This is a genomic window from Microcoleus sp. POL10_C6 (assembly GCF_036701585.1).
Classification (GTDB): Bacteria; Cyanobacteriota; Cyanobacteriia; order Cyanobacteriales; family Microcoleaceae; genus Microcoleus.
Genome location: NZ_JAUBRB010000029.1, coordinates 41,441 through 59,292, shown reverse-complemented (window position 1 = coordinate 59,292; position 17,852 = coordinate 41,441). Strand labels below are relative to the sequence as shown.

Sequence of the window (17,852 nt, the reverse complement as noted above, 5' to 3'; positions counted from 1 at the left end):
TAAATCATTCCGATGCAACCGCAATTGATAGGACAACCAACAACTGACAACCAACAACGGACAACTGACTATTGCAGCGGCAAAAATACCGTCATCACCTCGCCCTTTTGGGGCCGCTGGCGAATTACCAACTTCCCGCCAGCAGCCCGAAATAAATTCTTAGTCACGCTCAAATTTAAACTCAAACATCCCGTCTCCGGCTGCACCATCAACAAAGGCCCGATCGATCGCAAAGGAGCATTCGCATTAGCTGAAAAAGTCGATGCGACATTACCTTCAGGTAGGTGTTCCGATTCCAACTGCAACTTTAACTGATTGCCCGCTAATGTCACCTCCACCTGAATGCGACTCCCGGAAGGCAAAGTTCGAGTAAAATTCTCAATCAAATTAGTTAAAACCTGATCCAGCATCGTCGGATCGCTGACTACCGCCGGCAACTTTTTCGGCACAATCACTTCCAAAGTGTGGTTTCGCACAGTCGCCTGTTTTTGCCAGCGGGGAATGCTATTTTGTAGCACTTCACCGAGGGACATTGCTGTTAGCTGCACGCCAGAATTTTTAGCTTGCGACATTTCCAATTCCACGGCGCGGAAAATTAAACCGAAACGATCGATCTGAGTGGTGCACTCAGCATCAATCATTTCCAAACGCTTGACCACCACCGCATCGAGTTTGGGTCGCTTCAGCAGCAGCCGAGTCAGCGTGCGAATGGTAGCCAAAGGAGTGCGGACTTCATGGGCGATCGCCTGTAGCAATTCCACCTCTTTAGTAGCCAGAGGCATGGGAGATTTGCAGTTGATATCTGTAGCCGATAACTTGTGATGTCTATGGTTCAAACCATCATCAATTCTTTCATCCTTTATCCTGCCTGCTTCATCTTTCCCAACCGGCAAATTATGCAACAGCAAGCGGCTGAACTGCATCACTGTTTGATAATTTGGCTCCACAGGCAAAAACTGCTCGAACAGCGCGTCTAATTTAGTAGAATTATTAGTTAATTTGCTAACTGGTAAATTAAAGCTACCGTCAGAATTGGCAAGCAAACATTCGCTTTCTGTCACCCTGCGCCGCAAAACTTCCCAAGCTTTGGCGACTACTTGCGGGTCGAAAGAAAATAGAAAAGCCGGAATTCCGCCAGAATTTTCACCCAAAACCATCACCAGGCTAAAACTAGCAGTTAAAACCAAACAAAACTGCTCGTTGGCTAAGGGATCACCACTTGCCAAAGCCAAAGCCGGGGCCGCCGCAGGCACTGAGGTTTGCACATCAGCCGCCGGCATTAAAGCTAAAGTTTGTCTCGCCCGAAAAGACCACAAAGCTGCATCGTTGTCGGGAATACTGGTAAAAATCCAATTGGCAAAGCCGTTGGCCAAAGCGGGGTGAGTCAAAACCGAAGACGGGCCGGACAACACCAATCCCTGACAGGAATTGGAGATTGTCGATCGACAATTTGCTCGATCGGCATTTGTTTTTTGTCCTGCTTTTTGCCGATCAAGCATTTGATTCAAAGCTGCGATCGCCCCGTACCATTCCTGTTCAGCTTTCAGCCGAGAAGCCCCACGGCTTGCAGGACACCGATGGCGGTTGTTTTCTCCCGCCAACTTAGCATCAAAGAGACTGAGATCATTTTCTTGGCCTTCGGAGGCTAAAATTTCGCTTATTGTCGGTAAAAAGTAAGTATTCACAGTTATAAACCCACCTTCGGAGGCATGAAGGGTGAAGTATTTATGTATAGGAAAGTTCAGGAGTTAGGAGTCAAGCACCAGCACGATCGAAAAATCCCGCATAATTTCTTGCGCCTTCCTCCTAACTCACAGGATATCCACATTTGTCAACTAACGATATTGGCAGAACCGTACCAATAAGTCGCAATCTCCGCGCTTGCGGCGGTATTTTGTACGATTGCCCTGACAAAAGTGCAAAATGAAGTAAGTTAAACACCGTGCTTTCCTTATGCCCACCTCGATCGCCGACTCGAAAAATCTGCTGTCAGACTTAATGGCACGCTACCGTCACCAAGTCGATTATCTGGCAATTCGACTGGAAGAAGCCGAAGGCACCGACATCCTGCTGCGGGGCGAAAAAATTGAAACCCTCAGCGAAGGAGTCTCAATTGGCGGCCAAGTCAGAGCTTGTCACAAAGGCGGCTGGGGCTTTGCCAGTTTTAACCGACTTTCCACCCTCGCCGAAAGAATCGAAGAAGCCATCGCCGCGGCAAAACTGATCGGCGAAGAAGAAACGATCCTGGCGCCAGTTACGCCAGTACAAGACATTTGCTTGCTGCCGCTGACAGGAACAGACCCCCGTCTGGTTCCCCTAATTGACAAAAAGCAATTGTGCGATCGCTACGCGGCCATCCTCCGCAGCATTGACCCCCGCATCGCCACAATCTCCGTGCGCTACGGCGACAGCACCCAGCGGATGATCCTCGCCACCTCCGAAGGCACCATGCTCGAACAAGGTTGGGCAGACATGGAAATGCGCTTTGCCGCCACAGCCCGCAGCGGGGAAACCGTACAAACTGGCCGCGAAACCACCGGTTCCCGCAAAGCTTACGAAGATTTAACCGATCTCGATGTTCAAGTTCGCAGCGCCGCCCAGAGAGCCGTAGATTCCCTAGCCTTACCCCCCGTCCAAGGCAACACCTACACCGTCGTCATCGACCCAATTTTGACCGGCTTATTCGTCCACGAAGCCTTCGGACACCTTTCCGAAGCTGACATGGCCTACGAAAATCCCGACATTTTGGAAATTATGACCCTCGGCCGCCAGTTCGGCCCCAAAAACTTGCAAATTTTCGATGGTGCAGCGCCAGAGGGACACCGGGGCAGCTATTTTTACGACGATGAAGGGACTCCGGCGACTACTACTCAGTTAATTAAAGACGGCGCTTTAGTCGGGCGGCTGCACTCGCGGGAAACGGCGGGCAAGTTGGGAGAAACGCCTACTGGCAATGCTCGCTGTTTGAATTATCATTATCCGCCGATCGTCCGCATGACGAATACTTGGATCGAACGGGGTGACACGCCAGTTGCTGACTTATTTTCTGGTATCAAGGAAGGAGTTTATGCGCGCAATTGGCAAGGTGGCATGACTAACGGCGAAATGTTTACTTTCAGTGCCGGCGAAGCTTGGATGATCCGCGACGGAAAACTAGACAATCCGGTGCGGGATGTTACTCTTTCGGGTAATGTTTTCAGCACTCTAGCCGATATTGAGGCGATCGGCGACGATTTCTACTGGGATGAATCCGGCGGCTGCGGCAAAGCAGGACAAAGCGGTTTGCCCGTCGGCTGCGGCGGCCCGAGTTTGCGGATTCGCGATGTCGTTGTTGGTGGCGAAGCTGCGGAAGAAGATTAAAGCTGCAAAAGTTTAAAAAAAAAGGTAAAGCGCCAGATTCCTACTCGTGCTTTACCTTTCTTTATTTTTTGAGTGCAACATTTCCCGCCCGTTTGTGGTGTCTGATATTTTGACGATATTGGGCAAAAAAACCGGAATAGCCAAAAATTATGTCTTGAGTCGTCAAATACCGCTGAAAAATCGGTTTTTTGGTACACAGTACCTAAGTCCCGAATTAATAAATCGAAATCTTCAATTTTTATCTTCTTATCCCAATTTTATATTCTCCCATTATCCCCCTAATTCGCTGCAATTATCGCTTTTTTCGGCTTTATCTCCCATCGCCTCGTCCTGGCGCCGTATCTTTCTCGTTATCGTACAAGCTCTGAGTGTCAGGTAGAGCGGTTAAAATTTCGGGAGCAGAGTTGTCTTGAGCAAAAAAGGTCGATCGAGTTTCTAAGCTTTGAGCGTTAACTGCGGTACCACTCAGTAACAGGCTTGACATCAGGATGGAAGAGTAAACGCGCATCATAAATTTTGGTGTTTGTATTTTCTCCTCCTTGATACGCAGTCTGTACTCTGCTATCAGGATAAAAAAAATAATTGTGGCGAAATCATCAATTAGTAAGTGAGGACACCTGCAATTTTTTTGAGTTTTGGTTAAAAGCGGGTGAAATCCATCATCTAGATCCCTTGTTCGCGGATAATTTCTAGTTATCTGCTACTTACGGGCAACCAGCATAATTCAAGACCATGTTCAAAAAAATCATGCTACTCTTATATGCCCGTCTTGCCAACCCTGGTAGTTATAAATCATTCCCCAATCTAAAATCTAAAATCTAAAATCTAAAATGGTATGACCCCTGGAATCCTCTTGAAACAGTCTTCCAACAAGGAAACAAAAACCGCAAATTGTAAAGTTTTACTACTTTTATGATTAACTTCATAATTTATTGAGGTGAAGCGGCAACCCTGGGATGAAAGACACAACAAGAGAGTACCGAGGCGCTCCATCCGCACGTTACATATAAATATCTTGTTGAATGAGATTCCTTAAAGCGGGCAAGGCCTAATTTTCACATTAACTTCATAAATGGTTGCTATTGTATTTTTAAATAAATTGTGAACCTGTGATTTTTTCTGATTTTTTCTGATCTTTTTTGATCTTGCTTTGTGACAAGAGGGCTTACGCGCCACTTTGAAGGAGGAGTCGAAAGCGGTTGGGAAAAAAGCCCGTTGACAAAATCGTGGATTCAATCTCAAATCTCAACTCTCAAATCGAACTGGCGCGCAGGGAGTAAAAAAAAACTGGTTTTAAAACTGATATCGCGGATTCAATCTCAAATCTCAAATCTCAACGCGACTGACTTGCACATCTACCTGCAGGAATAGCGAGTCGAGCGTTGACGAGTTGTCCAAAATAACATCAGCTTGTTGACACTTTTGAGCCAGCGGCAACTGGGCGTTAATGCGGGCATTAGCTCGATCATAACTTAAGCCATCTCGCTGCATTAGTCGTTCTAACTGCACTTCGGGTGAACAGTACACTACCCAAATTTCGGTACACAAGTCAGTCATGTTAGCTTCAAACAGCAGCGGCACTACCAAAACCAAAGTCAACGTGTCAGCCGGGGCCCAGAAACCGGGTTTTTTTTCAACAATACTCGGTTCTAGCTTTTGATGAGGGTGAAAAAAGCCGGTTTCTTGAGTCTTTGTACCTAAATCCTGTGTGCCTTGGGATACCAAACTCGATGCAGCAATGCAGCTTTGAGTTTCCTCAACTAATCGGCGGCGCACGTAAGGGTGAATCTGTTGTTCCAACCACTGCCGCTCGTCTGCGTTACAAAAAATAATACTTCCCAACTCTGGCCGATTTAAATTGCCATCCGGGAGCAAAATACCGGCACCGTATCGTTTTACAATAGAGTCAAGTATTGGCGAACCGAGGTTCACAGCTTCGCGGGCGTAAATATCGGCATCTAAAATCGGAAATCCACAGGCATCTCTCAGATAATTAGATATAGCGGTTTTACCGGTGGCGATGCCCCCAGTTAAACCAATCAGACGGACAATTCGATCGCTCATAATTTTCTCTGTTTAAAATTCCTGGGTTTCGACACTTACTGTCAGTCTTTGCTATGTTGGTGACACAATCAAATTTAGACTTAATATTTAAGATTTGCGATCGAGAGTTCGCGTTAGGAAGTGTCAGCATTGGGGTGCGATCGACTCTTTTTTACCTAAAATCTCAATTTTAAACTCGAATTAAGGTCTAGACCGAGGCAAACTTATGAATGCTCAACGTGCTGTGCGGTCGATTCTGGCAGCAATTCCCCTTGCTGGATTTTTGATAGTAGATTTTTTACCCAACCTGGTTTTCCTCAAAGAAAACAGCAGCGGATGGGTACTCGTGGCAATTTATCCCCAATCTCAAATTGCTGCGGCACAATCTATTACTTCAGCCCCAGACGGCACCGGAACCGCTGTCACCGCCCCAGGTACAGGGTCGCCTCCTCGCTACGACATTAAAGGCGGCACTCCCTCCAGAGACGGAGCAAATTTGTTCCACAGTTTTACTCGGTTTAATCTGAATCCTGGCGAAACTGCCAATTTCATCTCCAACCCAAGCGTTAAAAATATCCTCGGCCGTGTTGTCGGCGGGGATGCTTCCTTAATTAACGGTTTAATTCAAGTTAGTGGCGGCAATTCTAATTTGTTGCTCATGAATCCCGCAGGGATTATTTTTGGAACGAATGCCCGACTCGATGTGTCCGGGTCTTTTTTTGCTACCACCGCTAGCGGTATCGGTTTTGACAACGGCTGGTTCAACGGTACTGGGGCGATGGACTACGCCGCCCTAGTCGGAACGCCGAATGCTTTTGTTTTTGGCTCACAGCCGGGAAGTATTGTCAATGCCGGTAACTTGGCTGTCGGCACGGGGCAAAATTTGACTTTGCTGGGCGGTACGGTCATCAGTACAGGGAAACTTTCAGCCCCAGGCGGTCAAATTACTGTGGCGGCTGTTCCGGGCGAAAATCTGGTGCGGTTCAGTCAAAACGGACTTTTGCTGAGTTTAGAAGTTTCTCCGGCTGCAGGAGTGTCGGGTTCCGAAGGTGTTCCCTTCTCTCCGCTGACTTTACCTCGGCTGCTTTCGGGCCCAGGCGTGGCTAACGCTACGGGTATAACTACGAACGCTCAAGGTGAAGTCGTACTCACAGGCGGCCAAACAGTGCCTGCAGGTGCTGGAACTGCGCTGGTAGCGGGTGCTGCGGACGTGTCTGCCAGGGGGGGCGCGGGAGGAAGCGTCAACGTGTTGGGTGACAAGGTAGGGCTGTTGGGAGCGAAGATTGAGGCTTCGGGGCCAGACGGCGGCGGAACGGTGCGGATCGGGGGAGATTACCGAGGCGAGGGAACTGTGCCGAATGCCAGGATGACTTACGTGGATGGCAAAAGTTCGATCGCCGCCAACGCAACTGAATCAGGCAACGGCGGCAGAGTTTTTGTCTGGGCTGACAACACAACAGCATTTTTGGGCAGCATTAGCGCAAATGGCGTTTCTGCAACGGCAACCGCAGGTGTTGGCGGGTTTGTGGAAGTTTCGGGCAAGCAAAGATTGATTTTTAACGGTACTGTTGATACCTCTGGGACAAACGGTTTGGGCACTTTGCTGTTAGATCCCGAAAATATTTTAATTACAGATTCCCCAGAAGCTGCGGGCGATGCGGCAATAATTGCCAACAATAATATTTTGTCAACAGGAACGGTACCAGGACAGGAAAACAATTCTGAGCCTTCGCTGACAATTTCGGCTACAGCTTTGGAAAGTATGTCGGGGACGGCAAATGTGGTTCTCGAAGCGCTCAATGATATTACAATTGCTGATTTGGCGGACAATCAGTTGAGCTTTCAAGCAACTACTGGTTCGGTAACATTGAGAGCAGATGCCGATCGCAGTGGTGCGGGTGTTTTTTCGATGAATTCTGGAGATACAATTAGCACGGCTGGCGGTGCGATCGCCATTTCGGGAAGTCAAATTACGGCAGGCAATTTGTCGAGTAACGGCGGAAATATTAGTTTGATTAGTCCGGGCACAACCGTTGCAAACAATATTTCTTCATCCAATCCCAGCACCGGCAGCAGCGGGAATATTTTGCTTGAAGGCCTGAACGTAACGGCCCAAAAAATTGATGCCAGCGGCTCCAAAGCGACGGGAAATGTAACTGTGACGGCTCGGAATGTTCTGGGAGTGAGCGTCGTCGCTGGTGGTTCGGGAAACATTACTTTGACGGGTGATGAAATTAATTTTAAAGGCGACAAAAATTCAGTCAGCGGTACTGGCTTTTTGGTACTGCAACCTTGGAGTCCCGGTCAAAATATTGCGATCGGCGGTTCTGGAGATGTCGGTACTAATATTTATTTGAATCTGACGGCAAGCGACCTCGGAAGTTTGGAAAATGGGTTTGCTGGAATTACGATCGGCCGCAGCAACGGTATCGGTTCAATTCTGATTGCCAACGATTTCACATTTTATGATCCGCTAATTATTCAATCGCCAGCGGGTTTGGGAACAATCACTACCACAAATTCTTTGACAGCGGCCGACAATGCCTCAATTACTCTCAAAGCTGACGGCAATATCAGAACCGGAAATATCACTACCAACAATCAGGAAATTCGCATCGTCAGCACCGCAGGCAATGTCACAACCGGTCAGCTACTTACTGGAACTGCCCGCACCATCAACACTTCTGTCAATTCTTCCCAAGATATACGCAATTCGGCGGGAGATGTTAGTGTTACCGCACAGGGCACGGTGACAGCAGGGGCGATCGACACAAGGGGCGATCGCGCGGGGAATGTGACGCTGACGGGGCGCAATGGAGTCACTGCAGGGGCGATCGAAGCTGGTGGCGCCCAAACAGGGGGAGATATTACCCTGACGGGCAACGAAATTGACTTGATAGGTGACAAAAATTCGCTCATCAGCAACGGCAATCTGGTGCTGCAACCGGCTGATCCTAGTCAAAATATTATAATTCAAGGTTCTGGCGATACAGAAGCTCTGAACTTGACTGCTGCTGAATTGAACACTTTTCGGAATGGGTTTGCTTCGATCACGATCGGGCGCGCTGACGGTAGCGGTGCGATCTCGATTGGTTCTCCAACGCCAGATTCAACGCCAAATTCAACGCCACTGGCGTTGACATTTCAAGATCCGACGACGATCCGATCGCCCAATGGCGCAGGCGCGATCGTGGGAACGGGTGCGATCGTCGGCACTGATAACGCCACGATCTCTCTGATGGGCGGTACTGTAGCCGTCGGAGACGTTACCTCGATTGCGGGGATTAACATCACTAGCACCCAAGGCAAGTTGACTGCTGGTACGGTTTCATCTCGCTCAACTTCCGGGGTGGCGGGCCCTATCAATATTCGCAGCGCCGGTGCGGTAGAAACCGACAACATCGATGCTTTTGGTGCCAGAAGCGGGGGAGATATTTCGATTGCGGCGCCGGGCCGGATCGTTACAGGGGTGATCAACTCGAGTTCGCAATCGGGAAGTGCAGGTTCGAGCCAAATTATCGGGCAGAAAGATGTTGAAGTTGTTTCGATCAAAGCTCGTGGCAATACGGGTGGCGATGTGGCAATCGAGGCTGGGGGAGCGTTTCGGACTCCGGGAACAGGAACTAATGCTGAGCACGCCGAGGTCAGCATTTCTACAGACGGGCTGGCTCAATCGGGTTCACAGACGTTGCTGCAAAGCACTTGCTCGTCTGGAACCTGCACGGTGGCGACTGTTGGGACTGGAAACTCGAAGTCGAACACTGCCACCTCCTCAACTGCGATCGGGCCACTGGCGATCGTGCCGAGTTCGGCACCAACTACCAGCGTGGAACTGCAAACTACAGACAATTCTCAACAAATTGTGACTCAGGTGATTCTCGGCCCCACAGCGTCTGCGGCAAAGATCAGTACCACAAATGTCTCGCCAGAACCTGCTGCTGCGCCTGTTGAGGCTCAGTCTAACCAGACGGCTGCGGGCCCGGTACTGCTGTCGCCGTCGGTGTTAAAAGGCAATTTGGGTACGCCTGTGGCGACAGAAAACGCCAGCGTGACAACAACTCCACAGAAGCCGGCGAGTGCGGTGACAGCAGAAAGTATGGGGAATCTGAGGGTTCCTGAGATTTCTCGATCGAACTCGATCGCGCAAATAAATCCGATCGACGCAGTGCAGCAAAGGGATAGAACTCAAGGCCGGGAATTTGAACGTTACTTTGGGGGCACTGTCACTGAAAAGTCAGTTACGCAGAAAAGTATTCGAGATACTCTCAACAGCGTCAATCAGTTGACTGGGGTTAAACCCGCCATCCTTTACGTATGGGCAAAAGAGAAACATTTAGAACTTGTGTTGTTATTGCCAGACGGCAAAAATGTTTTTAAAAGTGTGCCTGCAAGCCGCGAGACAGTTTTGCAAGTTGCTAAAGAATTCACTAATGCTATCAGAACTCCCAGGAGATTGAATGCTGCTGACTACAAGCAACCTGCCGAGGAACTTTACCAGTGGTTAATTGCACCGCTGCAACCGGAATTGGAGGCTAACAAGATTGACACTTTGGTGTTTTCTATGGATGTCGGTTTGCGAACTTTGCCTTTGGCTGCTCTTTACGACGGCAAGCAGTTTTTGGTAGAAAAGTACAGTTTGGGGCTGATTCCGAGTTTGAGTTTAACTGATACTCGCTATGCCGATGTTAAGGGTTCTGAAGTGTTAGCGATGGGTGCGTCGAATTTTCCCGCTAAATACGATCAAAATCCTTTGCCTGCGGTGCCGTTGGAAATATCGACAATTGTGGGCAAGATTTGGCCAGGTTCGTCTTTTCTCAATGAAGCTTTTACTTTGGCAAATTTGAAGCAGAAGCGCAATCAATCGCAATACAAAATTATTCATTTAGCTACTCACGGCGATTTTCAACCTGGGGGTGCCCAAAATTCTTACATTCAGTTTTGGGATACTAAGTTGCGGTTGAATCAGTTGGATCAGTTGAAGTTATCTAACCCGCAGGTGGAGTTGTTGGTTTTGAGTGCGTGTACTACGGCGGTGGGAGACGAACAAGCTGAGTTGGGGTTTGCGGGGTTAGCGGTGCACGCGGGGGTAAAATCGGCTTTGGCGAGTTTGTGGTATGTCAGCGATGTCGGTACTTTGGGGCTGATGACTGAGTTTTACCAGCAGTTGCGTACAGCGCCGATTAAGGCGGAGGCTTTGCGGCAAGCGCAGTTGGCGATGTTGCGGGGTGAAGTGCGGTTGCAAGATGGTTATTTGGTACGATCGGGCAACAATCAAGCTCTGCCTTTGCCGTCGGAGTTGGCCACCAGGGGCGATCGAAATTTGTCGCATCCTTATTATTGGGCTGCTTTTACCATGATCGGTTCGCCGTGGTAATTCTGAAGGAAGAGGGTGCGATCGCCTAAAAAACCGGGAGAGAACAAGTCGCAAAACTCAGAGGATGGGAATACCTAAAAAAGTGCGGTAACTCACACTAGAAACCGCAACCTCAACATCGAAAACGGGATAAAATGGAACAAGAATAATTAAAAAAAACTCGACTGCTAGCGCCCAAAATATTGATTGTAGACAAGTGTTTACTAAAAACTTTTAGCCCAGATAAATTAGGATAATTTAATCAAAAAGTTTCGCTTACCCAACAACAATCGCTCTTGGTTATCAAGCCATAACGCTCTGCGGTCAGAATAAACTCATATCATTTCCGGTTACACTCATACATGATGTTGACTGTTGACTGTTGAAGCCGTGAACAGTGAACAGTCAACAGTGAACTCGAATTTACTATTCCGATGCTAACTGATTTGATATCATTGGGAGCCACGCTTTCTCCGTTTTTGTCTAGCATTTTTAACAAGATTTGATAATGCTCTAATAATGGGTTCTATCAAATCCGGTTGCATCGGAATTATTCCTCTCTGTATTCTCTCCCTCTGCGTTCTCTGCGCCCTCTGCGGTTAAATCATTCCGATACAACCGGAAACGATATTAAAGGTAATAGAGCCAATCTTTGGGGAGTAGAGACAAAAACGATTGGTTTCTAACGCACGGCTAATGTTGGAAATCTACTGCCTCTCACCACATTGTCTAATTATAGTCTAATTATATTAGTTCGCCATCATCTAGATGATAAACATGAACACAGTTGCGACCTTTGGCTTTGGCAGCATAACAAGCTGCATCAGCCGCCCCCATAACCTCCATCAAATCTTGGCTGTCTTGGTTAATGGCAACAACTCCAATACTGACCCCGATGATAAAGGTTTTGCTATCCCAAATAAACCGAAACTGATGCACTAGGTCTTTGAGGTTTTCCGCAATTAGAGCGGCTTTAGAGAGGGGACATTTAGTAAGCAAAAGACCAAATTCATCACCTCCCAAGCGAGCCAGTGTGTCATTAGCGCGGACTCCCTTGTGTAAAAGTCTAGTGATTTGGCGCAGTAGCTCATCGCCAGCAATGTGACCAGCGGTATCGTTAACGACTTTGAACTTATCTAAATCTAAATAACAGAGAGCGTGCTGCTGATTGCTATCTTGAACAGAGGCGATCGCCTCCATTAGTCGCTGCTCAAATCCTCGACGGTTGATTAAACCCGTCAGAGCATCGTGACTGGCTTCCCAAGAGAGTTGACGAGCAAGATTGCGCGATTCGGTAACATCATGAAAGACGATGACTGCCCCGATAATTTGACCTTGGCAGTCTCGAATCGGTGCTGCTGAGTTGTCAATGGCATACTCCGTCCCATCGCGCGCAATCAGTATAGTATGGTTAGCTAAGCCCACAATTCGCTTCTCCAACAGAGCCTTGTTGATCGGATTCTGTACTGGCTTTCGCGTTACTTCATTGACAATTTCAAAGACTGTAGACAGGGGGAGTCCCTTAGCCTCATGAGCCTTCCAGCCTGTCAGTTGCTCAGCGATAGGATTGAAAAATCGCACATTACCTTCAGCATTGGTAGTAATAACTGCATCACCAATCGATTGGAGAGTCACTTGAGCGAGTTCTTTTTCGGCAAAGAGGGATGCTTCGAGACGTTGGCGTTCTTCCATTTCTCTCAAGAGACGTAAGTTCTGCTCTTGGAGGCTTTGTTGCAACCGTCGGATGGTTAGGTGAGTTTCGACACGAGCTAATACTTCTTCGATTTGAAACGGCTTAGCAATATAATCTACGCCACCAACAGCCAGCCCCTGAACCTTATTGAAAGTTTCATTGAGAACACTCAAAAAAATTATCGGAATGCTTGTGGTTTGCGCGTTAGATTTTAATTGTTTACAAACTTCATAGCCATCTAAATCGGGCAATTTAATGTCTAGTAAAATTAGTTCCGTCCATGGCGATTGGGCGGCTCGAATCGCCATTTCACCTGTTGTGGCACAGCGAACTTTATAACCATGTCTCCTCAAACTACGGCCCAGAAGACGCAGGTTGTCAGGCAGATCGTCAACAATTAAAATATTGCCGCGGTAGTTGGTAGCTGGATCGCTCACTCTATCGCTAGTTCTATCGAGAATCCTACTCCTTTCCATAGTTTCTTGCCAGAGGACTACAAGCCTATGAATAAGAGTATAGTTGAATTATTAGGTTATAAACTAACTTTACGCAGGAAGAAATCCTGCGATCGCAGAGTTCGAGGAATGGCACGCTGCCACAGCCCCTACAAAATCTGACTTGTTGAGGTAGGGATAATCTCTCCGTAGTTGCCCTTCTTCGTTTCGGCTAACATTAGGAGAACATTTTTTCAACGCAATCTGCTGTATGAACAAGCACATTTCTGAAAGAGCAAGTCTACTCGTCATTGCGATCAGATGTCTCGTGCTGCTAGATTGGCAATTTGACATCTCCCTACTCAAAAGTGGTTTTCCCGGTAAAACTTCGATGATGAAGCGGGCAATGGCCGAACTCAATCGCTAAGCACTTCAGCACTCATGAATAATTCAGGTTAGGTATGATTACACATTTTTTTGAAAGTGCAGGATTCATTCCTCATGGTCACTGCTATCTCTGGCAAACAAATTTAGTAGGATTACATATTTTATCCGATGGTTTAATTGCTTTAGCTTACTACTCCATCCCAATCATGCTAATGTACTTTGTGCGACAGCGCCCAGATACTCCTTTTCCGAAAGTATTATTTCTGTTTAGCGCCTTCATAATTGCCTGTGGTACAACTCATATCATGGAAATTTGGACGCTTTGGTTTCCTAATTATTGGATTTATGGAGGACTTAAAGCTATTACTGCTCTGATTTCTATACATACTGCATCTGAGCTAGTGTTTTTAATTCCATCAGCCTTAGCTTTACCTAGTCCAGCTCAACTTATTGTGGCGATTCAAGCCTTAGAGAAGGAGATCAATGAGCGCAAGTGGGCTGAAAACGAACGCAAACAAATTGAGGTGGCTTTACGAAACAGTGAAGAGCAGTTTCGCAATGCCTTTGAAAATGCGTCCATTGGAAAGGCGATCGTTTCACTTGATGGGCACTGGATTAAAGTAAATCCTGCCTTATGTCAGATTCTTGGCTACTCATCAGAAGAGTTGTTAGCGTTAACGTTCCAAGACATTACCCATCCTGACGATTTAGACGGGGATCTTAGCTATGCACATCAACTCTTAGCAGGAACCATTTCAACTTACCAAATGGAAAAACGCTATTTCCATAAACAAGGACATATAATTTGGATTCTTCTTAATGGATCGCTAGTACAAGATGAACAGGGAAACCCACTACATTTTATTGCTCAGATCCAAGAAATTACCGCTAAAAAAGAAGCTCAAAAGGCGCTAGAGCTTCAGAGTCTTATTATCCATAACATGGCAGGTGGAGTGTGTTTAATTAAAGCCTCAGACCTCACGATCGTCTACACTAATCCCAAGTTTGACGCGATGTTTGGCTATGCAGAGGGTGAACTCGCAGGTCAATCTGTTGGTGTAATAAATTACGTCGATACAGAGGTTACACCCGACGAAACCGTTGAAGATGTTGTTGTTAAACTAGATCGGGACGGAGAAGCACAATATGAAGTCTACAATAAGAAAAAAGATGGAACTCTCTTTTGGTGCAGGGTTCATACATCTAGGTTTGAGCATCCTGAATATGGAACTGTATATGTTGCCGTTCAGGAGGATGTGACAGAGCTGAAACAAGCTGAGCAAGCCTTGCAATCTACCACAAATCGCCTCAACTTTCTCCTGAACTACAGCCCCGTCGTTATTTTTGGCTGTCAACCTTATGGCAATTATGCAGCAACGTTCATGAGCGAAAATATCAAAGATGTATTGGGCTATGAAAGGATTGATTTTTTAGAAGATTCTGACTTTTGGGTGCATAACTTACACCCAGATGATTTAGAACGAGTGGTTAATGGCTTAGACAATCTATTCGTCAATGATTTTTATTTCCATGAATACCGTCTTCGTCGCTCAGATGGGGTTTATCGCTGGATACTCTGTCAACTCAGACTAATTCGAGATCCTGCAGGTAGACCAGTGGAAATGTTGGGATATTTAATTGACATTAACGATCGCAAACAAGCCGAGTTGGAACTTCAGCAAGCTAAGGAAGCAGCAGAAACAGCAAACCGAGCCAAAAGTATGTTCCTGTCCAATATGAGCCACGAACTGCGTACTCCTCTCAATGCTATTTTGGGATTTACGCAATTGATGAGTTACGATCCTGTTCTGACTCCCGAACTCCAACAAGATTTGGCGATCGTCAATCGTAGCGGCACACATTTATTGGCATTGATTAACGACATTTTAGATTTATCTAAAATAGAGACCGGAAAGATGACAGTCTCTCTTTCTGACTTTGACCTAAAATCTTTGCTGATTTCTATTGAAGAAATGTTGCAAATCAAAGCCCAATCGAAAGGATTGAAACTAATTTTCGAGCTCGACCCCAATCTTCCCCAATTTGTCCATACCGATGAGCATAAGCTGTATCAAGTCTTAGTCAATCTGCTCGGTAATGCGATAAAGTTTACTAATAAAGGAAGCGTCACCTTACGAGTAATATCGGAACAGAGCGACCAAACGTCCTGTCGCCTATATTTTGAAATTGAGGATACTGGAGTGGGAATTGCTCCAACAGAAATTGAGAGTTTATTTAAGGCGTTTGTGCAAGCTGAAGCGGGGCATAAATTGAATCAAGGTACTGGTCTAGGTCTAGCTATCAGCCAAAGATTTGTCCAACTCATGGGTAGTCAGATTCGGGTTCAAAGCACATTGAATCAGGGCAGCATTTTTTACTTTGAACTTGCGGTAAAGCTACCTCAAGGAGTCTGCCTTGCTTCAGAATTGCTTACACAAAGAGTGATTGGTATAGCTTCAGGACAACCAACTTACCGCATCCTTGTGGTTGAAGATGTAGAGGAAAATCGCCGCTTATTGGTCAAACTCCTTATCTCAGTGGGTTTTGAGGTGCGCGAAGCAACACAGGGAGTTGAAGCACTATCCCTGTGGGAAAGTTGGTCCCCACACCTGATTTGGATGGATCTACGAATGCCGATCATGGATGGCTACACAGCTACCAAACGCATTAGAGAACACCCTCATGGAAAAGAGACTGTCATTATTGCTTTAACTGCCAGTGCTTTTGAAGAAGATCGAGAGAAAGTTCTTATGGCTGGTTGTGACGACTTTATGAGCAAGCCATTTCAGGAATGCCTCGTCTTTGACAAACTCGCTCAATACTTGGGAGTAGAGTACATCTACACAGTTGTAGGAAAAGATTCCCAAAAACTATTTGTTGATTCTTTATCTCCAGAAGATCTAGCCGTGATGTCCTCTCAGTGGTTAGAAGAAATGTATCAAGCTGCCTACTATGTTGATCCTGAAGTCATGAACGAGCTAATCAAACAAATTCCCGCATCTCAATCAACCCTTTCCAGTTCGCTAATTGATTGTGTCAATAACTTTAACTATGACCAAATTCTGGAGTTAATTCGACCTCTGCTCCCGAATCCAGTTTAGTTATCGATTTTAAGGACAAAGAAGCTATAGGGAGCATCTCATATTTGTAAAAACACTTTTTCTGGCTTCTTCGTTCTTCCTCTTCCCTCTTCCCTCCTGCCTCCTGCCTCTTCCCTCTTCCCTCCTGCCCCGCAGCCTCAAAACCCTCCCGATCCAACTCGCTCTGACTGGCATTCCTCACTACGAAATGGTAACGGTTATTTTATTGAAGATGATACGATATAATAAGTCAAAAGTTAATTCTGCTAATTCCAAATTTTTTGCAAATTTAGAATAAATCCCGGCAAAACATTTTCCCCAGAAAGAGTGAGAGGAGATTGTAAAACTTCCACATCTTGACCGGGGCGATAAATTTCAACTTCGCGTTTGTTGCGGTTAATCAGCCAACCCAAAGGGCAGCCATTTTCCATATATTCTTGCATTTTTTCCTGACTTTTTTTCAAACTGTCGCTGGGCGAGACTAATTCAATGACAAAATCGGGACAAAGGGGGATGAATTTTTCTCTTGGTTCTGGCGTCAAAGCTGACCAGCGAGATTTTTATACCCAAGAAGCATCGGGAGATCGATCGGCTTTGTTGGGAAGGGTAAATCCTGTGGAGGAACCAAACACTTCTCCGAGTTCGGTTTGTTCGTTCCACACATCCAATTGGGTAGTCAATTTGACATTGCGTTTCCCTGTTTCTCCTCCGGTTGGCGGCATGGCGATTAATTCTCCGTTGGCGTTGCGTTCGAGTTTCACGTCTGGGTTTTCTTCGCACAGTTGATAAAACTGTTCTGAAGTTAGTTTAATCAGGGAGTTGAGGTTTAAGGTGATAGCAGTCATGGTTATTTACCTGCTGTTTTTATGAACTACATTAAGAATTAAAAATGGGATTACTCATTTTTAATTCTTAATTATTAACTTCTCATTTTACTGCAATTGTTTGATTCGGGTGAGCGCGTCTTGATAGGCGCTGGTTCTGCCGCCTTGCTTGTAAAGTTCTGCTGCTTTTTGAAAGTCGGCAATTGCTTGGGGTTGGTCTTTGTTGTCCAGGTAAGCTAAAGCTCGGTTGTAGTAAGCGTCGGCAAAACCGGGATTGGCTTCGATCGCCCGCGTGTATGCTTCAATAGCGCTAATAGCGCTAATAGCGCTAATAGGCCTGGGCCCGCGGGTTGTTTCGAGGCTGGCAATGAAAGTGCGGGCATTGCCGATATTAAAATACAATTCAGGGGTATATTTGGGCTTGAAAGCGAGTGCTCTGTTGAAATCGGCGATCGCCTCCCAAGCATCTCCTTGATCTAACAGCGAAAGTCCTCGAAAATAATAGGCTTGGGCGTCTTGCGGATTGGTGGTGGATACCGGGCCGATCGTTGCGGGAGTATTGTCTACTTTCAACTCGGATTTGTTGATTCCCGCCGCCACTAGCTTCGCGATAAATGTATTGATGGGAACTGCTGCATTAAATCCGGTTTTAATCGGGGCGACTTCGCCGGAACTCGT

Annotated in this window: 9 protein-coding genes and 1 pseudogene; 4 read left to right on the top strand and 6 right to left on the bottom strand. The window is 46.6% G+C overall.

Features of this window, described 5'->3' with window-relative positions:
• Positions 1 to 68 precede the first annotated feature (68 nt).
• On the bottom strand, positions 69 to 1,685 hold the full coding sequence (locus tag QUA34_RS17520) for a HAMP domain-containing sensor histidine kinase (protein WP_333388629.1): 1,617 nt from the start codon (positions 1,683 to 1,685) through the stop codon (positions 69 to 71).
• Positions 1,686 to 1,953: 268 nt separating this feature from the next.
• Between QUA34_RS17520 and QUA34_RS17515 the strand changes: the two genes are divergently transcribed.
• On the top strand, positions 1,954 to 3,360 hold the full coding sequence (locus QUA34_RS17515) for a TldD/PmbA family protein (RefSeq protein ID WP_333388626.1): 1,407 nt from the start codon (positions 1,954 to 1,956) through the stop codon (positions 3,358 to 3,360).
• Between the two features lie 310 nt (positions 3,361 to 3,670).
• On the opposite strand, the gene patX is transcribed toward QUA34_RS17515, so the two are convergent.
• Together patX and coaE are read right to left on the bottom strand one after the other, a co-directional pair.
• Positions 3,671 to 3,871, bottom strand: a complete 201-nt coding sequence (patX, locus tag QUA34_RS17510; RefSeq protein WP_333388623.1) for a heterocyst-inhibiting protein PatX — start codon at positions 3,869 to 3,871, stop codon at positions 3,671 to 3,673.
• Positions 3,872 to 4,686: 815 nt separating this feature from the next.
• On the bottom strand, positions 4,687 to 5,424 hold the full coding sequence (gene coaE, locus QUA34_RS17505) for a dephospho-CoA kinase (protein WP_333326511.1): 738 nt from the start codon (positions 5,422 to 5,424) through the stop codon (positions 4,687 to 4,689).
• Positions 5,425 to 5,629: 205 nt separating this feature from the next.
• On the opposite strand from coaE, the gene QUA34_RS17500 reads away from it, so the two are divergent.
• Complete coding sequence (locus tag QUA34_RS17500; protein ID WP_333388620.1) at positions 5,630 to 10,777, top strand: CHAT domain-containing protein; 5,148 nt, start codon at positions 5,630 to 5,632, stop codon at positions 10,775 to 10,777.
• A 723-nt stretch (positions 10,778 to 11,500) separates the two neighbouring features.
• Here the strand turns inward: QUA34_RS17500 and QUA34_RS17495 are convergent.
• Positions 11,501 to 12,925 (bottom strand): diguanylate cyclase domain-containing protein, encoded by a 1,425-nt coding sequence (locus QUA34_RS17495; RefSeq protein ID WP_333388616.1) that lies wholly within the window; start codon positions 12,923 to 12,925, stop codon positions 11,501 to 11,503.
• A gap of 229 nt (positions 12,926 to 13,154) precedes the next feature.
• Between QUA34_RS17495 and QUA34_RS17490 the strand changes: the two genes are divergently transcribed.
• Together QUA34_RS17490 and QUA34_RS17485 are read left to right on the top strand one after the other, a co-directional pair.
• Positions 13,155 to 13,310: a hypothetical protein gene (locus tag QUA34_RS17490; RefSeq protein ID WP_333388613.1), complete on the top strand. Its 156-nt coding sequence runs from the start codon at positions 13,155 to 13,157 to the stop codon at positions 13,308 to 13,310.
• Positions 13,311 to 13,344: 34 nt separating this feature from the next.
• Positions 13,345 to 16,371 carry a PAS domain S-box protein gene (locus tag QUA34_RS17485; RefSeq protein ID WP_333388610.1) on the top strand — a complete coding sequence of 1,009 codons (3,027 nt, stop codon included), beginning with the start codon at positions 13,345 to 13,347 and terminating at the stop codon, positions 16,369 to 16,371.
• Between the two features lie 245 nt (positions 16,372 to 16,616).
• Here the strand turns inward: QUA34_RS17485 and QUA34_RS17480 are convergent.
• Together QUA34_RS17480 and QUA34_RS17475 are read right to left on the bottom strand one after the other, a co-directional pair.
• Positions 16,617 to 17,195 (bottom strand): annotated as a pseudogene (locus QUA34_RS17480) (Uma2 family endonuclease).
• Positions 17,196 to 17,282: 87 nt separating this feature from the next.
• Positions 17,283 to 17,852, bottom strand: a 570-nt coding sequence (locus tag QUA34_RS17475; protein ID WP_333324550.1) for a tetratricopeptide repeat protein, incomplete at its 5' end; no start/stop codon positions are given.